The following is a 16729-nucleotide window of genomic DNA, read 5'->3' as shown; positions in this document are numbered from 1 at the left end:
TCATGGGGTGGGAAGCACCGCGCCGTCGCTTGGGTGGCGAAGGGCGGGCACTGACACCGCCCAGAACCGCCACATGAGCGCAACCCCTGCGCAGGCCAATCCCAGGACGAGGCCCAGCCAGACCCCCGGCCCGCCCCAACCCAGCACAAAGCCCAGCACATAGGATGCGGGCATGCCCACCAGCCAGTAGGACACCGCCGCCAGCACCATGGGCACCGTCGTATCCTGCACTCCGCGCAAGAGCCCCAGTGCGATCACCTGGGCCCCATCGACGAGTTGGAAGAGCGCGGCCAGCGCCAGCAGGACGATCCCGATCTCGAGGATCTGGTCGCGGGCCGGTTCGTCGCGCTCCATGAACAGCGAAATCAGCGGTTCGGGCAATGCGATGAACAGGAGGATCGTGGCGAGCGCCATGGCGAGGCTCATCACGATCACGGTGCGCGCGCCGCGCAGCATATGATCAAGGTCGCCGCGCCCGTATGCGTTGCCCGCCCGGATCGTCGCCACGTTGCTGAGCCCGAGATGCACCATGAAAGTGATCGAGGCCAATTGCAGCGCGATGTTGTGCGCGGCCAGCGGGATCGTTCCCAGCCAGCCCATCATGAAGGCGGAGGCGGCGAACAGTCCCACTTCGCTGAGGTTCGTGAGCCCGATGGGCCAGCCCAGGCGGAACACCCGGCCCAGCATCTCCCAATCGGGGCGCCAGAACCGTTTGAACAACTGGTGTTCGGGCAGCGCGATCAGGGCATATGCCACGACACCCGCCAGCATCACGAACTGGGTCAACAGCGACGCAATTGCGGCCCCCGCAATCCCCCAGGTCGGGGCACCCCAGTTGCCGAAGATGAACGCGTAATTCGCAAGGGCATTGGCAACAGCCGCAACGAGCGTGATCCAGAGAACGATTTGGGTCCGCTCCAGCGCGGCGAGGTAGCTTTTGATCGTCATCACCAGCAGGGCCGGAACAATCCCCCAGCCTGCGATGGCGAGATATTCAGACCCGAGCGCCGCCACCTGCTCTGTCTGCCCCAGGGCGAGCAGCACCCGTTCCGACATCAGCAGAACCGGCAGGGCCAACACGGCAAAGCCGAGGCTTAGCCACAGTCCCATGCGTGTGGCGCGCCGCAGGTTCGTTTCATCCCCTTCCGCGTGGAAGGAGGCGACCATGGGCATGACCGCCCAGGCAAAGCCGGACCCCATCAGGAACAGGACAAAGAACAGGCTGCCTGCAACACCGAGGGCCGCCAGCTCTTCGACCCCGTACCAGCCCAGCATCACCGTGTCCGTGACGCCGATGGCGACCTGCCCCAGATGCCCGCCGATGAGCGGCAGACCGAGGACAAGGACCGCACGTGCGTGGGCCAGATATGACATCTGCTGGGTGGACATACCCCACCCTTACGCCTGCTTTTTGTGCAAGGAAAGACCCTGCGTTAGACGGGTGACAGGATACCGCCCCGGGGGCGCCCTGTTCAGAGAAGCGGCAGGACAAGCGCGGTGGCGATCAGGGCGATCAGGGCGCCTGCGGCCACCTCGATCAGGCCCATGGCCCGGACGGCCCCGGTGCCTGACCAGCCCGCAAGGACCGACTGGCGCGCACCGACCGCAGTGATCGCGACCAGAACCGTCACGCTGGCGGTGCCCAGCCCCATGACGAAGGCCCCGGCGATGCCCGCCCACGGGATGCCGAGGCCGAAACAAAGGATCAGCAGAAACACCGCGCCCGTGCAGGGCCGGATCGCGATGGACCCGATGATGGCCGCCGCATCCTGCCAGGACGTCACCGCCGCCGCCTGTGCGGGACTGGGCGCATGGGCGTGACCGCAAGTGCTGCACTGACCGTGTTCGTCGATGTGGTGCGCGTGGGACGCAGCGCCGCGTGTGCGGCGCAGGCCGCGCACCACCAACCAAAGCCCGACGAGGGCGATTGCGATATAGCTGGCGGGGGCGAGAATCCGGTCCGCCGTGTTTGTCATTTCGGTGCGCCCCCAGCCCAGCACAAATGCGCCAAGCGCCACGAGGACGACCGCCGTCAGCGCCTGCGCCAAGGAGGACGCCACCGCCAGCACCGACAGCCGTCGGGCCGTGACCTGTTCGGCGGCCCCGTAGCCGCCGATCACCAATTTGCCATGCCCCGGACCCGCCGCATGAAAAAAGCCGTAGGCCGCGCACAGGACCATGAGCGCAAGCCACGCGCCCGGTTCGCCCGCGCGGACCGCACGGAGCCCACCGGCAAGGGCGTTCTGCGTTTCACGCTGCTGGGCTGTGGCCCACTGGCCGATATCCGACATGCCGCCAAAGCCGAAGAGCCACAAAAGCGCGCCGCTGACAAAAAGCGCGGTGCCGATCCTTAGCCAGAGCATGAAAGCGTAACCGTATCGGCGAAGGCCTCGCCCACTTCCGGGTAAGCCTCTTCGACCTGTGATGTAGGTGTGGCGTAAAGCAACTCCTCGACCAAGGTGTAGGCAGCATCAAGGTCAGCCCGTTGAATTGCCGCATCGCAGGGACCGTCGACCGCGACGGGGCCGATCAGATCATACGCCGTATAGAAGGTCGGATCGTATGCCTTGATCACAAGCCCGTCCGCCGTGCCACTTGCCGGGCGAAAATGCACGGTTGTGATGCGTCCCGCGTCAACCGACACGCCGCGTCCTTGCGGCTTGCCCAGCCGGACCGGCGTTCCGTTGCGCAGCGCATAGCTGTCGCCCTCGAACCCCGGAATCCATTGCAGGTCAAACCCGTCGAGCCGCTTGAGTTCGCTGTCAGTCAACTGACCGTCGCCGTCATTGTCGAGGCCGTAATCCGTCAGCAGGAGCAGGGAATAGAAGTCGTCATAGGTCCACCGAACCTCGACCCCCTGAAAGCTGCCGTCATCGCCCACGACGACACGCAGCTTCGTGTCCACGAAGACATGCGGATGCGCGGCCAGCATCGTGGCGGGCAAGGCGATGGCCATTGCAAGGGCGAGGGAGCGGTAAAAACGCATATGTCCAGATTTAGGCGCAGCCGGATGCAGCCTCAACCCCGTTTCGGCATCTGCGCGAAGCAGCGCTGCCTCACAGCGCAAGTCCACAGCGCAAGACATTGCTTGCACTCGAAAATAGCTCTGTCAAAGTGGCAATATAGTTATTTGATATGTTACCATAGGTTGAATCTTGCCAAAGGAATTTCCAATGACCATCCCCCGCGCCACTGGTCTGGCCCTTGTTGCGACGTTGTCAGGCGCTGCCGCGTCAGGCAATCCGATCGACCAGGTCCGACCAGACGCCCCTGAATTAGCGCCCTATGGCCCCTTGCCCATCGGCGTGCAGACGCTCGAGGTTACCATGCCCGACCGGGTCGATGTGCTGAACGTGTCAGAAGGCGTCATTCCCAGATATGACCGGCCCCTGACGCTTGAGGTGTGGTATCCGGCGGCGGAAGGTACGGAACAGGGTGGGACATACACTGCCATGTTGCGGGATGGTGCGACCGAGGTGACACTGACTGGCCGCGCTGCCCGTGATGCCGCACCCGCGACCGGCACGCGCTATCCGCTGGTCATCATCAGCCACGGCTATCCCGGCAATCGCTTCCTGATGAGCCATCTTGGCGAGAACCTGGCCTCCAAAGGCTATGTCACCGTGTCCATCGACCACACCGACAGCCTGTATTCGGATCAGGCGGCCTTTGGCTCGACCCTCTACAACCGTCCGTTGGACCAGGCCTTTGTTCTGGATCACATGGCCGGGCTGGGCGGGCCCATTGGCGACATCATTGACGCCGACAACACGGGCGTCGTCGGCTATTCGATGGGCGGGTATGGCGCGCTTATCTTTGGTGGGGCCGGTGTGACGCAGGCCTCGACCGAGTTCAGCTGGGGGGCCCCGAACGGGTTGCTCGAAGTCCACCTGGAGCAGTCCGAAAGTCACGAGGCGTTGATGGACCCGCGGGTCAAGGCAATCATTGCCATTGGTCCGTGGGGCAACAACGCAGGCTTCTGGGATGCAAGCGGCGTGGCCGATCTGCGGGTGCCGACGCTGTTGATGGCGGGCAGCGACGACGACGTATCGGTCTATGACGCGATGCGCGCCTTTTTCACAGCAGCGGCCGGAACGGACCGGCACTTGCTGACCTTTGACTATGCCAACCACAATGCCGCCGCACCGATGCCTGCGCCCAAGGAAAGCTGGGAACCGGTTGAAGGGCTCGAGTTCGTACCGTTCGAACACTATGCCGATGCGGTGTGGGACACGACGCGCATGAACAACATTGCCCAGCACTTCGCGACAGCCTTTTTCGGGATGCACCTGAAGGGCGAAGGCGAGAAGGCCGAGTACCTTGAACTGGTGCCGAATGCCGCCGACGGGATCGTTGCCGTGGATGATGCAGGTACACCGACCGAGGATCACACCTATTGGCGCGGCTTTGCGCCACGCACCGCCAAGGGCCTGCGGTTCGAGACCTTGCCCAAGGGCCAATGATGCAGGTCAGCACCCGTACCTTGGGCGGGCACGCGTTCACGATCCGCAGTTGGGGTGATCCCACGCGGCCCACGCTGTTGATGCTGCATGGTTTCCCGGAATACGGCGGCGCCTGGGACGAGGTCGCGACGCGTCTGGCCGACACGTATCACTGTGTGGCCCCGGATCAGCGCGGCTACGGCGCAAGCTATGCCCCGGACGATGTGGGGGCCTATGCCACATCGAAGCTGGTGGGTGACATGGCAGACCTGATCGGTGATGCGGGGCCGGTCATCGTGATGGGCCATGACTGGGGCGCGTCCGTGGCTTACGGTCTCGCCATGTTCCGCCCTGATCTGGTGTCCCATCTGATCATTGCAAATGGCGTGCACCCTGTGCCCTTTCAACGGGCCATGGCCGCCGGTGGCGCGCAATCCGAGGCGTCGCAATACATCAATTTTCTGCGCAGTCCGGGGTCAGAGGATGCCTTGGCTGCCGACGACTTTGACAGGTTGCTGAGGCTGTTTTCGGCCAAGATGGATATGTCATGGCTGCATGGGGACCGTTTGGAGGCCTACAAGGCCGTGTGGCGCCAATCGGGCTTGAAGGGCATGATCAACTGGTATCGCGCCTCCCCCCTCATCGTTGCGGATCCGGGTGTGCCGGTGGCGATGCCCAAGCTGCCACTGGACCGGTTGCAGGTCCGCTGCCCGCATCTGCTGATCTGGGCCGGTGGCGACACCGCGTTGCTGCCCGTGTCGACAGAAGGGTTGGAAGACTTTGCGCCTGCGCTGACCCGGGCGCATGTGGACGGGGCCGATCATTGGCTCTTGCATCAGAAACCGGATGAGGTTGCGGGGATCGTGCGGGACTGGCTGGCCTAGCCCAACAGGCTTCACAGACCACCGCGTTCGCGCCATAGTCGTGTGAATATTTTTCAGCGACGGATGTTTTCAGTGACCCATAGATACGAAATCGCACGCGCGGCCAAGATGGTCGAAGCGGCCTACCTTCTGTTCAAGCGCCGCCCGCCCAGGACATCGCTGGATGCGAGTGTGAAGGACAAGCTGAACAAGAACCACGTGCAGGCCGTGTTCCTGAAGCAGAACATCCTGCTGATCCCCGGGTCGAACTCGGTGGCTGATTACATGAAGTTCAACCTGCGGGTTCTGAATTTTGGCGGCAAGAAGTACCGGCTGAACGACGAATTGACCGACAAATGGGGCGCGCATGACGTGATCTGGCACCAGGGGTTCATGCGCCATGCCAAGGTGATTGCCGACTGGATGCAGCAAAAACGCTACCGCCCCAAATACATCGTGGGCCATTCGCTGGGCGCCGCCGCCACGCAGATTCTGGTGCGCACCCACAATGTGCCGGGCATCGCCTTTGCCGCGCCGCGGGTGACGCGCGGGGTCGTGCAGCCGGCGCCCGCCTCCAAATGCCTTTGCCTGAACCGCAATGACGACAAGGTCTGTGACCTGCCGTCGAGCTTTCAGCATCTGGGTGAGGTTCATGCCGGCGAAGGTCAGCGACGGTTCCTGCGGTTCGACCACCAGATGGACCGCTATCAGGAGATGGTGACGGCGCAACAACTGGCAGGCCATCTCGGAACGCACTGGCCTGCCTGATCCGCTCTTCCCCCGTCTGAACCGCTCTGGCATAGTGGCGCGCAACCAACAAAGAGCAGCAGCCATGACCGATCTATTGAGCGGGACACCCAAGTCTTCGGATTATGACGCATCTTCGATCCAGGTGCTTGAGGATATGGAGCACGTGCGCCTGCGCCCCGGCATGTACATCGGGGGCAAGGATGACCGCGCGCTGCACCACATGGTGGCAGAGATCATCGACAACTCCATGGACGAGGCGGTGGCCGGGCACGCCACGTGGATCGAGGTGGAACTGCACGAGAACGGCCATGTGTCGGTGCGCGACAATGGGCGGGGCATCCCGACCGATCCGCACCCCAAGGATCCCGCAAAGAGCGCGCTTGAGATCATCTTTTGCACGCTGAACGCGGGCGGGAAATTTTCCGGCGACAGCTACGAGACGTCGGGCGGTCTGCACGGTGTCGGCTCCTCCGTGGTCAACGCGCTGTCCGACCATCTGCGGGTCGAGGTGGCCCGCAACCGCGAGCTTTTTGCCATGGAGTTTGCCCGTGGCGTGCCGCAGACAAAGCTGGAAAAGATCGGGGCCGCCCCCAACCGACGCGGCACATCCGTCACCTTTCACCCGGACCCGGACATCTTTGGGTCGCTCAAGCTGAAACCCGCGCGGCTGTTCAAGATGGCGCGATCGAAGGCCTATCTGTTTTCGGGCGTGGAAATCCGCTGGAAAACCGCCATCGACGACGGCGAGACGCCGCGCGAGGCGACCTTCCACTTTCCCGGCGGGCTGGCCGACTATCTGACCGAGGCGATGGGCGGCGCGACCACCTATGCCGACGCCCCTTTTGCCGGGTCTGTGTCGTTCGAGAAATTCCAGGTGCCGGGCAAAGTCGAATGGGCGATCAACTGGACCCCGTCGCGCGACGGGTTCATCCAGAGTTACTGTAACACCGTGCCCACGCCGGAAGGCGGCACGCACGAAGCCGGGTTCTGGGCCGCGATCCTGAAGGGGATCAAGGCCTATGGCGAGTTGGTCAACAACAAGAAGGCCAGCACGATCACGCGCGAGGACCTGACCACCGGCGCCGGCGCGCTGGTGTCGTGTTTCATCCGTGAGCCGGAATTCGTGGGCCAGACCAAGGACCGTCTGGCCACGGTCGAGGCGCAGCGGATGGTCGAAAACTCTGTCCGCGACCATTTTGACAATTGGTTGGCCGCGGACACCAAGTCCGCCGGGGCGATCCTGGACTTTCTTGTCCTGCGCGCCGAGGAACGGCTGCGCAGAAGGGCCGAGAAGGAAACACAACGCAAATCCGCCACTAAGAAACTCAGGCTTCCCGGCAAATTGGTGGACTGCTCTTCTTCAACCCGCGACGGGACCGAATTGTTCATTGTCGAGGGCGACAGTGCGGGTGGGTCTGCCAAAATGGCGCGGGACCGCAAGACGCAGGCGCTGTTGCCCCTGCGCGGAAAGATCCTGAACGTGTTGGGGGCGGCCTCGTCCAAGCTGGGCTCGAATGCAGAGATTTCGGATCTGACCCAGGCGCTTGGCGTTGGGTTGGGCACCAAGTTCAACCTCGATGACTTGCGCTATGACAAGGTCATTATCATGACGGACGCGGATGTGGACGGCGCGCATATCGCCGCGCTGCTGATGACGTTTTTCTATACCCAGATGCGGCCCATGATTGATGCGGGGCACCTGTATCTGGCCTGCCCACCCCTGTTCCGGCTGACGCAGGGCGCGCGGCGCGTCTATTGCCTGGATGAGGTCGAAAAGAACGACCTGATGGAGCGCGGATTGGGCGGTAAGGGCAAGATCGACGTGTCCCGCTTCAAGGGTCTGGGCGAGATGGACGCGAAGGATCTGAAGGACACCACCATGAACCCGGCCACGCGGAAATTGATCCGTGTGTCGATTGACGAGGATGAACCGGGAGAGACCGGGGATCTGGTTGAGCGTTTGATGGGCAAGAAGCCGGAGATGCGGTTTCAGTATATTCAGGAGAATGCGAGGTTTGTGGAGGAGTTGGATGTTTGAGTCACTTGGCATCGCCTCCGATCTAAGGCCCGCGCTGGTCGGCGCCGCCTTCGGTACGCTGGCAACGATTTTGATCCAGTACATCACACATCGGTACCGGCTCTTTATGTCGTTCAAGCGCTTCAAACATGATCTGCGCAATCTTGATCGACACATTCACGCATCCATCGAAAGCCTGAACATTCCGGACGGTAGCCCCCGCTATCTCATCGCTGCGCGCTTGCGATTTTGCAAATTCATGGATGGCATGCGCTCAATCGAACAGCTTGAATGGCTGACCCAGCGCCGCGACTCTGATCGCATATTGCCGACCTTGCTTGCGATACGAAACAGTGACACGTTCATGGAAGAAATCGCCTGCCGCATTGATGATATGACCGATGACGAGGTTGTAGCAGCGTTGAGACAAGGTCAGGTCAATTTGTCTTTTCTGCATAAGGCTGCGGAAAAACTAGGCTACGCGAATAGCATGGGCCCAAATGCGGCGTACAAGGTTCCCGTCAAAGAGATATTGGACGAGTTGAACGACAAGCGAATGAGTTGAGACGTATATCTCGCCGACTTGGAATTTAAGAATGCTCGAAGCCGCCCCATCGACGGGCCGTGGTGCGGTGATCCGACCTTGCCGCGGCAGAGCTTTATGGTCGCCACGTACATCTTCGATCTGAACGGCGCGCATACACCAACCCTATCGCCGTGCCGGGGGGCGTTTCTCTCGCGCATTGCTATGCAATGCGCTGCCGAATGATGCGGCAGAGCCGCTGACCCGGCGATGGGGCGTCGGCCTGTGGCCTTGATTCCGCCCTATTGCGCGCAGTTCAAACTGGGATCGGAGCAGTGTGTTGCGAGAATTGCAACGAACCCTTTCGCACATCACTTCGTGATATGCTGCCGGGCGACGCGCACGGCTTCGCCGTGCGCTGGGAAAAAAGGCGGAGGCTTTCGCCTCCGCCGGTACTCGCTAAATGAACCAGGCCAACGTGGCCCGGGTTCTGCCTCATATGCCGCGCAAATGGTTAACGAGCGTTTACCAAATCGAAGCATCTTCGGGGCATGTTAAAGGCGGCGGGGGCCATACTCATTAAGGGGGACACACAAAACGACCCTCCGCCGCGCGCATCACCTCCGGGACGTCCAGTTGACCGGCGGTGAAACCATCAAATCGTGGCGCCAACGATGGCCCACAGGCTCATCAGGCTGGCGAAGCCGAACATGGTCGGCACAATGACTTTTGCCATCTCTTCTCTCCTTTCCAGGCAGGCCGGGAACCCGTGAGCGGTGGCCTGCGGTGCGCTCCGCGGGGAGTGTCCCCGCGATGATGATAAAAACGTGGGGACGCGCCGCTGACACAAACACCCCCCGCGCCATCACCTCTGATCACGGGGCCGCGACACCTGCGCGAGTATAAACGCGGTTTCGTGTCTTGATCCCCGTCTCGATCTGGCCCCTACTGCGCATATGATCCTGCGCGCCCTTTTGATCCTGACGCTGCTGGCCGGTTGCGGTCGTCCCATGACGGACGCCGAGCGTGCCTTTGCCAGCGCGATCCACGGGGATCAGTTGAACCACAACCGCGTGCGGCTGGTGGACGGTGCGCCGACGCGGGCTGTCACGTTCAAACGCAAGGCGCGGCCCCGCACGACCTGCCGCGAGAAGATCCTGCCGCCGCCCACTACCGACATCGTGACGGCCAAGCCTGCTGCCGTGGCCCTGTGGCAGACGGTGCTTTTTGACAGGGACTGGTATCTGGACGACTACGTCCCGGACTACCCGGGCGAGATCAACCTGATCGCTGCAATGCTGTTCGCCCATGAGTTGACCCATGTCTGGCAATGGCAGAACCGGGACGTGACAGGCTATTCACCGTTGAGAGCCGCGCGCGAGCATCGGTTCAGCGACGATCCGTACCTGTTCGACGTGTCGGACGAGCGGCGGTTTCTGGACTTTGGCTTCGAGCAGCAGGGCTCCATCGTCGAGGAGTTCGTGTGCTGCCGTGCCCTTGATCCGCAAGGCGACCGGACGCAGCGTCTGCACGCCCTGATTTCGCAGTCCATGCCTGTGGCCCCCCTGCCCCAGTCCCGCCAAAGCGATGTGCTTTTGCCGTGGGACGGGGTGCAGGTGGACGGCATCTGCGCCTGATCCATCACAACCGGAGGAGCCACATGGCCCAATATGCCCTGATCATGCTTCTGGCCGGGATCGGTATTCCGATCCTTGCCGCCTTGAACGCGGCCCTTGGCACGCGCGTGGGCAGCCCGGCGGCGGCCGCCACGGTGCTGTTCATCATCGCATTTGGTACGGCGGCCACCGTCTTTGTCCTGACCGGCGCGCAGGGCGTATCCAAGGTCGCGTCTGCCCCCAAGCACTTGCTGCTCGCCGGTGTTCTGATCGCGTTCTACGTCCTGAGTATCACATATATCGCGCCGCATTTCGGGGTGGGCAACGCGGTGTTCTTTGTGCTGCTGGGCCAGCTCATCTCTGCCGCGGCGATTGACCATTTCGGCCTGTTCGGTGCGCAGGCGACGGCGCTGAGTGTGACACGAATGGGCGGGATTGCCCTGATGGCCGCTGGCGTTTGGCTGACGCAGCTGGCCTAGCCCGCGATCCCGGCCAGCGCTTGCGCCTGTGCCCAGGCGGCGGGGTCAACATCAACCGGGTCGGCGGGTGTGCGGGTCTGGCCGGGCATACGGCCTGACGGGTCTTCCGAGAGGTATTCCTTGAACTGTTCGAGCCTTTCCATGAAAGCGCCGGACGCGCTTGGGTCAATCAGGATATAGTATTGTCCCAGATCGTGCGGTGGCCCTTCGGGTGCCTTGAGCGGTTTCACGTCGCGGCTGAGGACACCGCCCGTGAGGCCCGCAGTCAGCAGTTCGGCCATGAGGCCGAAACCCCACCCTTTGGCCCCGCCTGTTGACACCAATGACCCGGCAAGCGCGGCCGTCGGGTCCGTGGTGGGGTTGCCATCAGCATCGACGGCCCAGCCTTCGGGGATCGTTTCGCCCGCGGCTTTGGCCATGGTGATCTTGCCCAGAGCCACCGTGGTGGTGGACTGGTCGAATTGCATCGCCAACCCGCCGTGCCCGTCCGGCACCGAGAAGGCGATCGGGTTCGTGCCGATCATCCGCGTTTTGCCGCCCGGGGGGGCCACGATGGGCGAGGCGTTGGTCATGCCCAGCCCGATCAAACCGGCGCGCGCGATCTGTTCGGTGAAGTATCCAAGGGCCGTGCACGTATGCGCATGACCCACGGCAAGGCTTGCGATCCCGTATTGGCGCGCCGCGTCCAGAGCGGGTGCCAGCCCATACGCAAAAGCAGGCTGGGCAAAGCCCATCTGCGCATCCACATAGACCGCCGCCGGGCGCGGCGCGGACACGACGGGCACCACGTCGCCCTTGACCCGACCAGTCGTGAGTTGCTGGCAGTAGCTTTCGAGATAATAAAGACCGCAGATCCGGTTCCCCAACGCCTCGGCCTGCGCGACGGCGCGCGCCACCTCTGCCGCTGGGAACGCATCGGCGCCATGGGCCATCAGGGCCGCTTGCACCGTGCGTTCGATTTCGGCCTGTGTGATCGCCGTCATGGTCGTCTTTAACCCCCGCAGCCATTACTGCGGAAACCAGACAGAGCAAACCGAACCGCAACCGTCAAGCAGACGTTTACGTTTGCGTCACTTTGAACAGGCCGCCTATGGCACCTTTGCCAGGTGTCCGGTGTCCAGGCGTACGGTGCGGTCCATGCGTTTGGCCAGGTCTAGGTTGTGGGTCGCGATCAGCGCCGACAGGCCGGTGTCGCGGACCAGCGCCATCAGCGCATCAAAGACCTGGTCTGATGTGGCCGGATCAAGATTGCCGGTGGGTTCATCCGCGAGGAGAAGCGCAGGACCATTGGCGAGCGCCCGGCAGAACGCGACGCGTTGTTGCTCTCCCCCCGACAGTTCGGCGGGGCGGTGGGACGCGCGGTGGCCCACGCCGACCTTTTCCAGAAGAGCCAGCGCGCGCGCGTCGGCGTCCGTCCGTGTGGTCCCGGCGGCCAGTTGTGGCAGGGCGATATTTTCGAGGGCGGAGAACTCTGGCAGCAGATGGTGGAATTGGTAAATGAACCCGACCTCGGCCCGGCGCGCGAGCGTACGGCGCCGGTCGGACTGACCCGTCAGGTTCTGACCATGCAGCGTGACGCTGCCCGCATCCGGCGTGTCCAGCAGCCCCGCGATGTGCAAGAGCGTCGATTTGCCGGCACCGGAAGGGGCAACAAGGGCGACGACCTCGCCCCGCTGGACATCAAGGTCGACGCCGCGCAGCACATCCACCTGCCCCGGCAGGCCGGTGTTGTAGGACTTGGTGATCCCCGCAAGCGACAGGACCGCGTCACTCATAGCGCAGCGCCTCGACCGGGTTCATCCGGGCCGCGCGACGTGCCGGAAAGATCGTCACGACGAAGGACAGGCCAAGCGACAGGGTGACAGCGCTTAGCACGTCGCGCAGGTGCAGTTCGGCTGGCAGGGCATAGATGCCGCGGATCGACGGATCCCACACGCCGCCGCCCATGATCTGGTTTACCAAGGCAAAGAGCGGGTCGATGTAGATCGCAAAGAGGCACCCGAGGATGACGCCCATTGCCGTGCCGATGATCCCGGTGAACGACCCGCAAATGAAGAAGACGCGCAGCACCGACCCTTCGGTCAGGCCCATCGTCCGCAGGATGCCGATGTCGCGCCCCTTGTTCTTGACCAGCATGATCAGTCCCGAGACGATGTTCATTGCAGCCACCAGCACCAGGATCGACAGGATGACGAACATGATGTTGTCCTCGACCTCGAGCGCGCGGAGAAAGCCGCCTGAGGCGTCCTTCCACGTCCAGACCTGTGCCCGCTCACCTGCGGTTTGCAGCAGGCCCGGCAGGTAGCGGTCGATGTTTTCGGGGCTGTCAACCATCACCTCGATTTCGTCCACGACCCCCTCGCGATTGAAAAAGCTCTGCGCTTCGGTCAGCGGCAGGTAGACGCGCACGCGGTCGATGTCGTAGCGCCCGGCAGAGAAGATATATGTCACTTCGTAGGCGTTGATCCGCGGGCTTGTGCCAAAAGCGGTGCGCACCCCGTTGGGCGAGATCAGCTTGATCCGGTCGCCCACCTGCGCGCCCAGTTCCTGTGCCACGCCGGAACCGATGGCGATGCCCTGTTCAAACCGGGCAATGTCGCCCTGCGCTGTTTCTGGATCGGCGATGCGCGGCAGACCGGCGAGGTTCTCGGCGCTCATCCCGAACACCTGAACGCCCGCGTTCCGGCTGCGCAGGTTGGCCATGACCTGCCCCCGCACAAGCGGTGCCGTGCGCACGACACCTGGCACGTCGGCCAAGCTGTCCGCCAGCGCATCATAGTTGGCAATGGTGCGGTCGATGCGCCCCGTCTCGGTCACTTCGCCGATGTTGTAGACGGTGACGTGGGCGTTGGCGCCCAGAATCGTGTCCACGAATTCGGCGCGAAAGCCCGAGCGCACGGCAAGGGTCGCGATCAGCGCAAACACGGCAAGAGTGATGCCGATCAGGCTGATCCAGGTCATGGTGCTGACGCCGCCCTCGGCCCGGCGGGCACGCAGATAGCGCCAGGCAATCATCCACTCAAAGGGGGCAAAGGGGGCGGTCTGTTTGGCCATTTACGGCTCCTGCTCGGGCTGTGCGAGATGTGGCCGGGTCCGGGGCCAAGGTCAAGTCCCGCGGGCGGTCCGCCGCCGCCCCGCAAAGGGCCAGAGCAGAAGTTTGAGCGTGGCCGACATCGCCAGGAGGCCAGCGAGAAACCCTGCGCCGGCAAATGCGGCACCCGCAAAGGTGAGCGGCAGGGCGGGTTTGAACGCGGTCAACGCCGCATTTGCCACCTCACCGTCCGTGGACCGGGCGGCGTGATAGGCGCGCATGAAGGGCCCGGCATCCTGAAGCGCCGCAAGATCCGCGCGCAGCCGGTCGTAGCGGTCAAAGGTGCGGGTCATGTCCGCCCGCCTGCGGTCCAGAAACTCGGTGCCCTGCATCTGGGCCAGCGCCGCATCACGGCTGAGCCCCGCGGCCCGCGCCGACGTATCGAAATCGGCCACCACCTCGGCCAGCGCATCCACCGCGCCGCCGAGCCGTTGCTGGTATTGCTGTGCGAATTCGGGGAATTGCGACGCTGTCGCACCGCCCAACAGCCCGCCCGCAAGCACCAGGACCCGCAGGATCACGGCCGATCCCCGTAGACTGCAGCACTCAGCCCGGCATCCAGATCGAACATCGCCCGCTCGTCTATGCACGCATCATACATGGCGAGCGCCGTGACCTTGCCTTCCCACATGACGGCGAAGGAGCCAGTGTTCAGCCGTTTGGGAAAGCACAATGCGCCGAAATGCCAGAAGTTGAAGCTGTCGCGAAACGGTCGAAACACCATGCCCATGCCGTAATACGCTCCCCCGCCCATCGCGGCGTGGGGCAAGGCAAAGGGGTCGGCGGCAATCCGGCTGTCCGGTCCGAAATGCGTCTGCATGAACCGCAGGTAGCCATCCACATCGGATACGAGGCCGCCCAAGGGCTGGAACACGCCGCTGTCCGCGCCGGCTTGGATGCTGTCCGGCAGGTCGAGGCGGTCCTGGCAGGCCTCAAAGAAGGGCTGGCCGGTGATGGTTTCGATCACCAGCCCCAGAAGGGCGTAGTTTTCGTTGTTGTAGGCGTATTGGCCGCGCTGGCCGTTTTGCGCAGGCCGCGCATTGACAAGGTCAAGCACCTGCCGGCTGAAATGCCCTTGCCCCCCGGCGTTCTGCCCCAGCCAGCCCAGCATGGCGATTTGCGTCACATCCGGACCTATGCCCGATGTGTGCGTCACCAACTCGGCCAGGGTGACATCCGGGGCAGGTTCAAGAAAATTGTGCAGGCTGTTGGACCAATCGGCCTGTCCATCTTCGACCAGATGCATCAGGCACACGGCAGTGACGGATTTTGAGACGCTCGCCAACTCGGCCACTGTTGCGCCAGTGTCATCGCGCCCATGGAAGCGATGCGCCTGCCAGGTTCCGTCCGGGCCAGCAACGCCCACACCGAGCATTCCGGTTGTATTGGCGTCTTTAAGCCACTCGGCGAAAGCCCTTTCCAGCCGTAAATCCACCGCCTCGGGCGTATCGCCGTTCGTATTGGAGGCGGGTGCCGCGGCCAAAAGTGCCGTGCAGAGGACTGATCGGAGAAACGCCTTCATTTGCATCAGGTTATCACACCCCCGCGTAGATCTCCGCCACTTTCTGCACTGCGGCCTCGGGCGGCAGTTCCTCGCTTTCGCCCGTGCGGCGCGACGTCAGTTCGACCACACCGTTCTTGAGCCCGCGCGGACCGACCGTGATGCGCCACGGCAAACCGATCAGGTCCATCGTAGCGAACTTACCCCCTGCCCGTTCGTTGCGGTCGTCATAGAGCGGCTCGAGCCCAAGGGCTGTCAGGCTGGCATAAAGCGCGTCGCAGGCGGCGTTCGCCTCTTCATCGCCCTGTTTCAGGTTCACGATCCCGCAGTGATAGGGCGTGACGCCCTCGGGCCATACAATGCCCTTGTCGTCGTGGCTCGCTTCGATGATGGCGCCCATCAGGCGGCTGACGCCGATCCCGTGCGAGCCCATGTGAACAGGAACCTGCTTGCCATCGGGTCCTTGGACGACCGCATTCATCGCCTCGGAATATTTGGTCCCGAAATAGAAAATCTGGCCCACCTCGATCCCGCGCGCCACGCGGCGGCGGTCTTCGGGAATTTCGTTGAACACGGTCTCGTCATGGGTCTCGTCCGTGCGAGCGTATTTCGAGGTGAACTCTTCCAGCACCGCCTGGCATTGCTCTAAACTGTCATAGTCGATCTCGCGGTCGCCGAAGGTGAGATCGGTGACGGCGCTGTCATAGAACACCTCGCTTTCGCCCGTGTCGGCCAGCACAAGGAATTCGTGGGTATAGTCCCCACCGATTGGTCCGCCATCCGCGCGCATGGGAATGGCCTGCAGACCCATCCGTTCATAGGTGCGCAGGTAGCTGACGAGGTGACGGTTGTAGGCGTGCAACGCATCCTCTTTCGTCAGGTCGAAATTGTAGCCGTCTTTCATGAAAAACTCGCGCCCCCGCATCACGCCAAAGCGCGGGCGGATCTCGTCCCGGAATTTCCACTGGATATGGTAGAGCGTCAGCGGCAGGTCCTTGTAGCTGCCCACATGGCTGCGGAAGATGTCGGTGATCAGCTCTTCGTTCGTGGGGCCGAACAGCATGTCGCGGTCATGCCGGTCCTTGATGCGCAACATTTCCTGTCCGTAATCATCATAGCGCCCGCTTTCACGCCACAGGTCCGCCGATTGCAGCGTGGGCATCAGCATGGGGATGTGACCCGCGCGCACCTGCTCTTCGTGCACGATGTTTTCCAGCTTGCGCAACACCTTGAAGCCCAGCGGCAGCCAAGAGTAGATACCCGCGCTCGCTTGCTTGATCATGCCCGCGCGCAGCATCAGGCGGTGGCTGACGATTTGCGCCTCGCTGGGGTTCTCTTTCAGAACGGGCAGGAAATAACGGCTCAAACGCATCATGCGCTCCCTCACAACATTTCGCCCTGATTAGGACAAAGCCCAGACGCCCGCAATCTCCCCTTCCCTGTTTCG

Annotated in this window: 16 protein-coding genes; 7 read left to right on the top strand and 9 right to left on the bottom strand. The window is 63.0% G+C overall.

What is annotated here, in order from left to right; all coding sequences use genetic code 11:
• From BWR18_RS04365 to BWR18_RS04355, 3 genes are all read right to left on the bottom strand, one after another.
• On the bottom strand, positions 1-1389 hold the full coding sequence (locus BWR18_RS04365) for an MATE family efflux transporter (RefSeq protein ID WP_076626874.1): 1389 nt from the start codon (positions 1387-1389) through the stop codon (positions 1-3).
• 83 nt (positions 1390-1472) lie between these two features.
• Positions 1473-2363 (bottom strand): nickel/cobalt transporter, encoded by an 891-nt coding sequence (locus BWR18_RS04360; RefSeq protein WP_076626873.1) that lies wholly within the window; start codon positions 2361-2363, stop codon positions 1473-1475.
• Positions 2351-2986 carry a DUF1007 family protein gene (locus tag BWR18_RS04355; RefSeq protein ID WP_076626872.1) on the bottom strand — a complete coding sequence of 212 codons (636 nt, stop codon included), beginning with the start codon at positions 2984-2986 and terminating at the stop codon, positions 2351-2353. The genes BWR18_RS04360 and BWR18_RS04355 overlap by 13 nt, the downstream gene beginning before the upstream one ends.
• A gap of 187 nt (positions 2987-3173) precedes the next feature.
• Between BWR18_RS04355 and BWR18_RS04350 the strand changes: the two genes are divergently transcribed.
• From BWR18_RS04350 to BWR18_RS04320, 7 genes are all read left to right on the top strand, one after another.
• A complete protein-coding gene (locus BWR18_RS04350) occupies positions 3174-4463 on the top strand; it encodes an alpha/beta hydrolase family protein (protein WP_076626871.1) in 1290 nt (429 codons plus the stop codon).
• Positions 4463-5326, top strand: coding sequence for an alpha/beta fold hydrolase (locus BWR18_RS04345; RefSeq protein WP_076630118.1), 864 nt, complete (start codon positions 4463-4465; stop codon positions 5324-5326). Before BWR18_RS04350 ends, BWR18_RS04345 begins: the two co-directional genes overlap by 1 nt.
• 72 nt (positions 5327-5398) lie before the next feature.
• Positions 5399-6073, top strand: coding sequence for a hypothetical protein (locus tag BWR18_RS04340; RefSeq protein WP_157598648.1), 675 nt, complete (start codon positions 5399-5401; stop codon positions 6071-6073).
• Between the two features lie 64 nt (positions 6074-6137).
• Entirely contained in the window at positions 6138-8093 is a 1956-nt protein-coding gene (gene parE, locus BWR18_RS04335; RefSeq protein WP_076626869.1) for a DNA topoisomerase IV subunit B, read from the top strand.
• Positions 8086-8637 (top strand): hypothetical protein, encoded by a 552-nt coding sequence (locus BWR18_RS04330; RefSeq protein ID WP_076626868.1) that lies wholly within the window; start codon positions 8086-8088, stop codon positions 8635-8637. The genes parE and BWR18_RS04330 overlap by 8 nt, the downstream gene beginning before the upstream one ends.
• A gap of 914 nt (positions 8638-9551) precedes the next feature.
• Positions 9552-10232 carry a hypothetical protein gene (locus BWR18_RS04325; RefSeq protein WP_254684930.1) on the top strand — a complete coding sequence of 227 codons (681 nt, stop codon included), beginning with the start codon at positions 9552-9554 and terminating at the stop codon, positions 10230-10232.
• 23 nt (positions 10233-10255) lie between these two features.
• Entirely contained in the window at positions 10256-10690 is a 435-nt protein-coding gene (locus BWR18_RS04320; RefSeq protein ID WP_076626867.1) for a DMT family transporter, read from the top strand.
• On the opposite strand, the gene BWR18_RS04315 is transcribed toward BWR18_RS04320, so the two are convergent.
• From BWR18_RS04315 to proS, 6 genes are all read right to left on the bottom strand, one after another.
• Entirely contained in the window at positions 10687-11673 is a 987-nt protein-coding gene (locus BWR18_RS04315; RefSeq protein ID WP_076626866.1) for an Ldh family oxidoreductase, read from the bottom strand. The genes BWR18_RS04320 and BWR18_RS04315 overlap by 4 nt on opposite strands.
• A gap of 105 nt (positions 11674-11778) precedes the next feature.
• Positions 11779-12465: an ABC transporter ATP-binding protein gene (locus BWR18_RS04310; RefSeq protein ID WP_076626865.1), complete on the bottom strand. Its 687-nt coding sequence runs from the start codon at positions 12463-12465 to the stop codon at positions 11779-11781.
• The gene (locus tag BWR18_RS04305; protein WP_076626864.1) at positions 12458-13744 is read right to left on the bottom strand and encodes a lipoprotein-releasing ABC transporter permease subunit; all 1287 of its coding nucleotides are present in this window, start codon (positions 13742-13744) and stop codon (positions 12458-12460) included. Before BWR18_RS04305 ends, BWR18_RS04310 begins: the two co-directional genes overlap by 8 nt.
• 51 nt (positions 13745-13795) lie before the next feature.
• Positions 13796-14302, bottom strand: coding sequence for a DUF2937 family protein (locus tag BWR18_RS04300; RefSeq protein ID WP_076626863.1), 507 nt, complete (start codon positions 14300-14302; stop codon positions 13796-13798).
• Positions 14299-15303 carry a serine hydrolase domain-containing protein gene (locus BWR18_RS04295; protein WP_172839353.1) on the bottom strand — a complete coding sequence of 335 codons (1005 nt, stop codon included), beginning with the start codon at positions 15301-15303 and terminating at the stop codon, positions 14299-14301. Before BWR18_RS04295 ends, BWR18_RS04300 begins: the two co-directional genes overlap by 4 nt.
• A 13-nt stretch (positions 15304-15316) precedes the next feature.
• Positions 15317-16654 carry a proline--tRNA ligase gene (gene proS / locus BWR18_RS04290; protein WP_076630116.1) on the bottom strand — a complete coding sequence of 446 codons (1338 nt, stop codon included), beginning with the start codon at positions 16652-16654 and terminating at the stop codon, positions 15317-15319.
• Positions 16655-16729 lie beyond the last annotated feature (75 nt).

The organism is Tateyamaria omphalii, assembly GCF_001969365.1.
Lineage (GTDB): Bacteria > Pseudomonadota > Alphaproteobacteria > Rhodobacterales > Rhodobacteraceae > Tateyamaria > Tateyamaria omphalii_A.
This window is presented reverse-complemented; position numbering and strand designations above follow the sequence as displayed.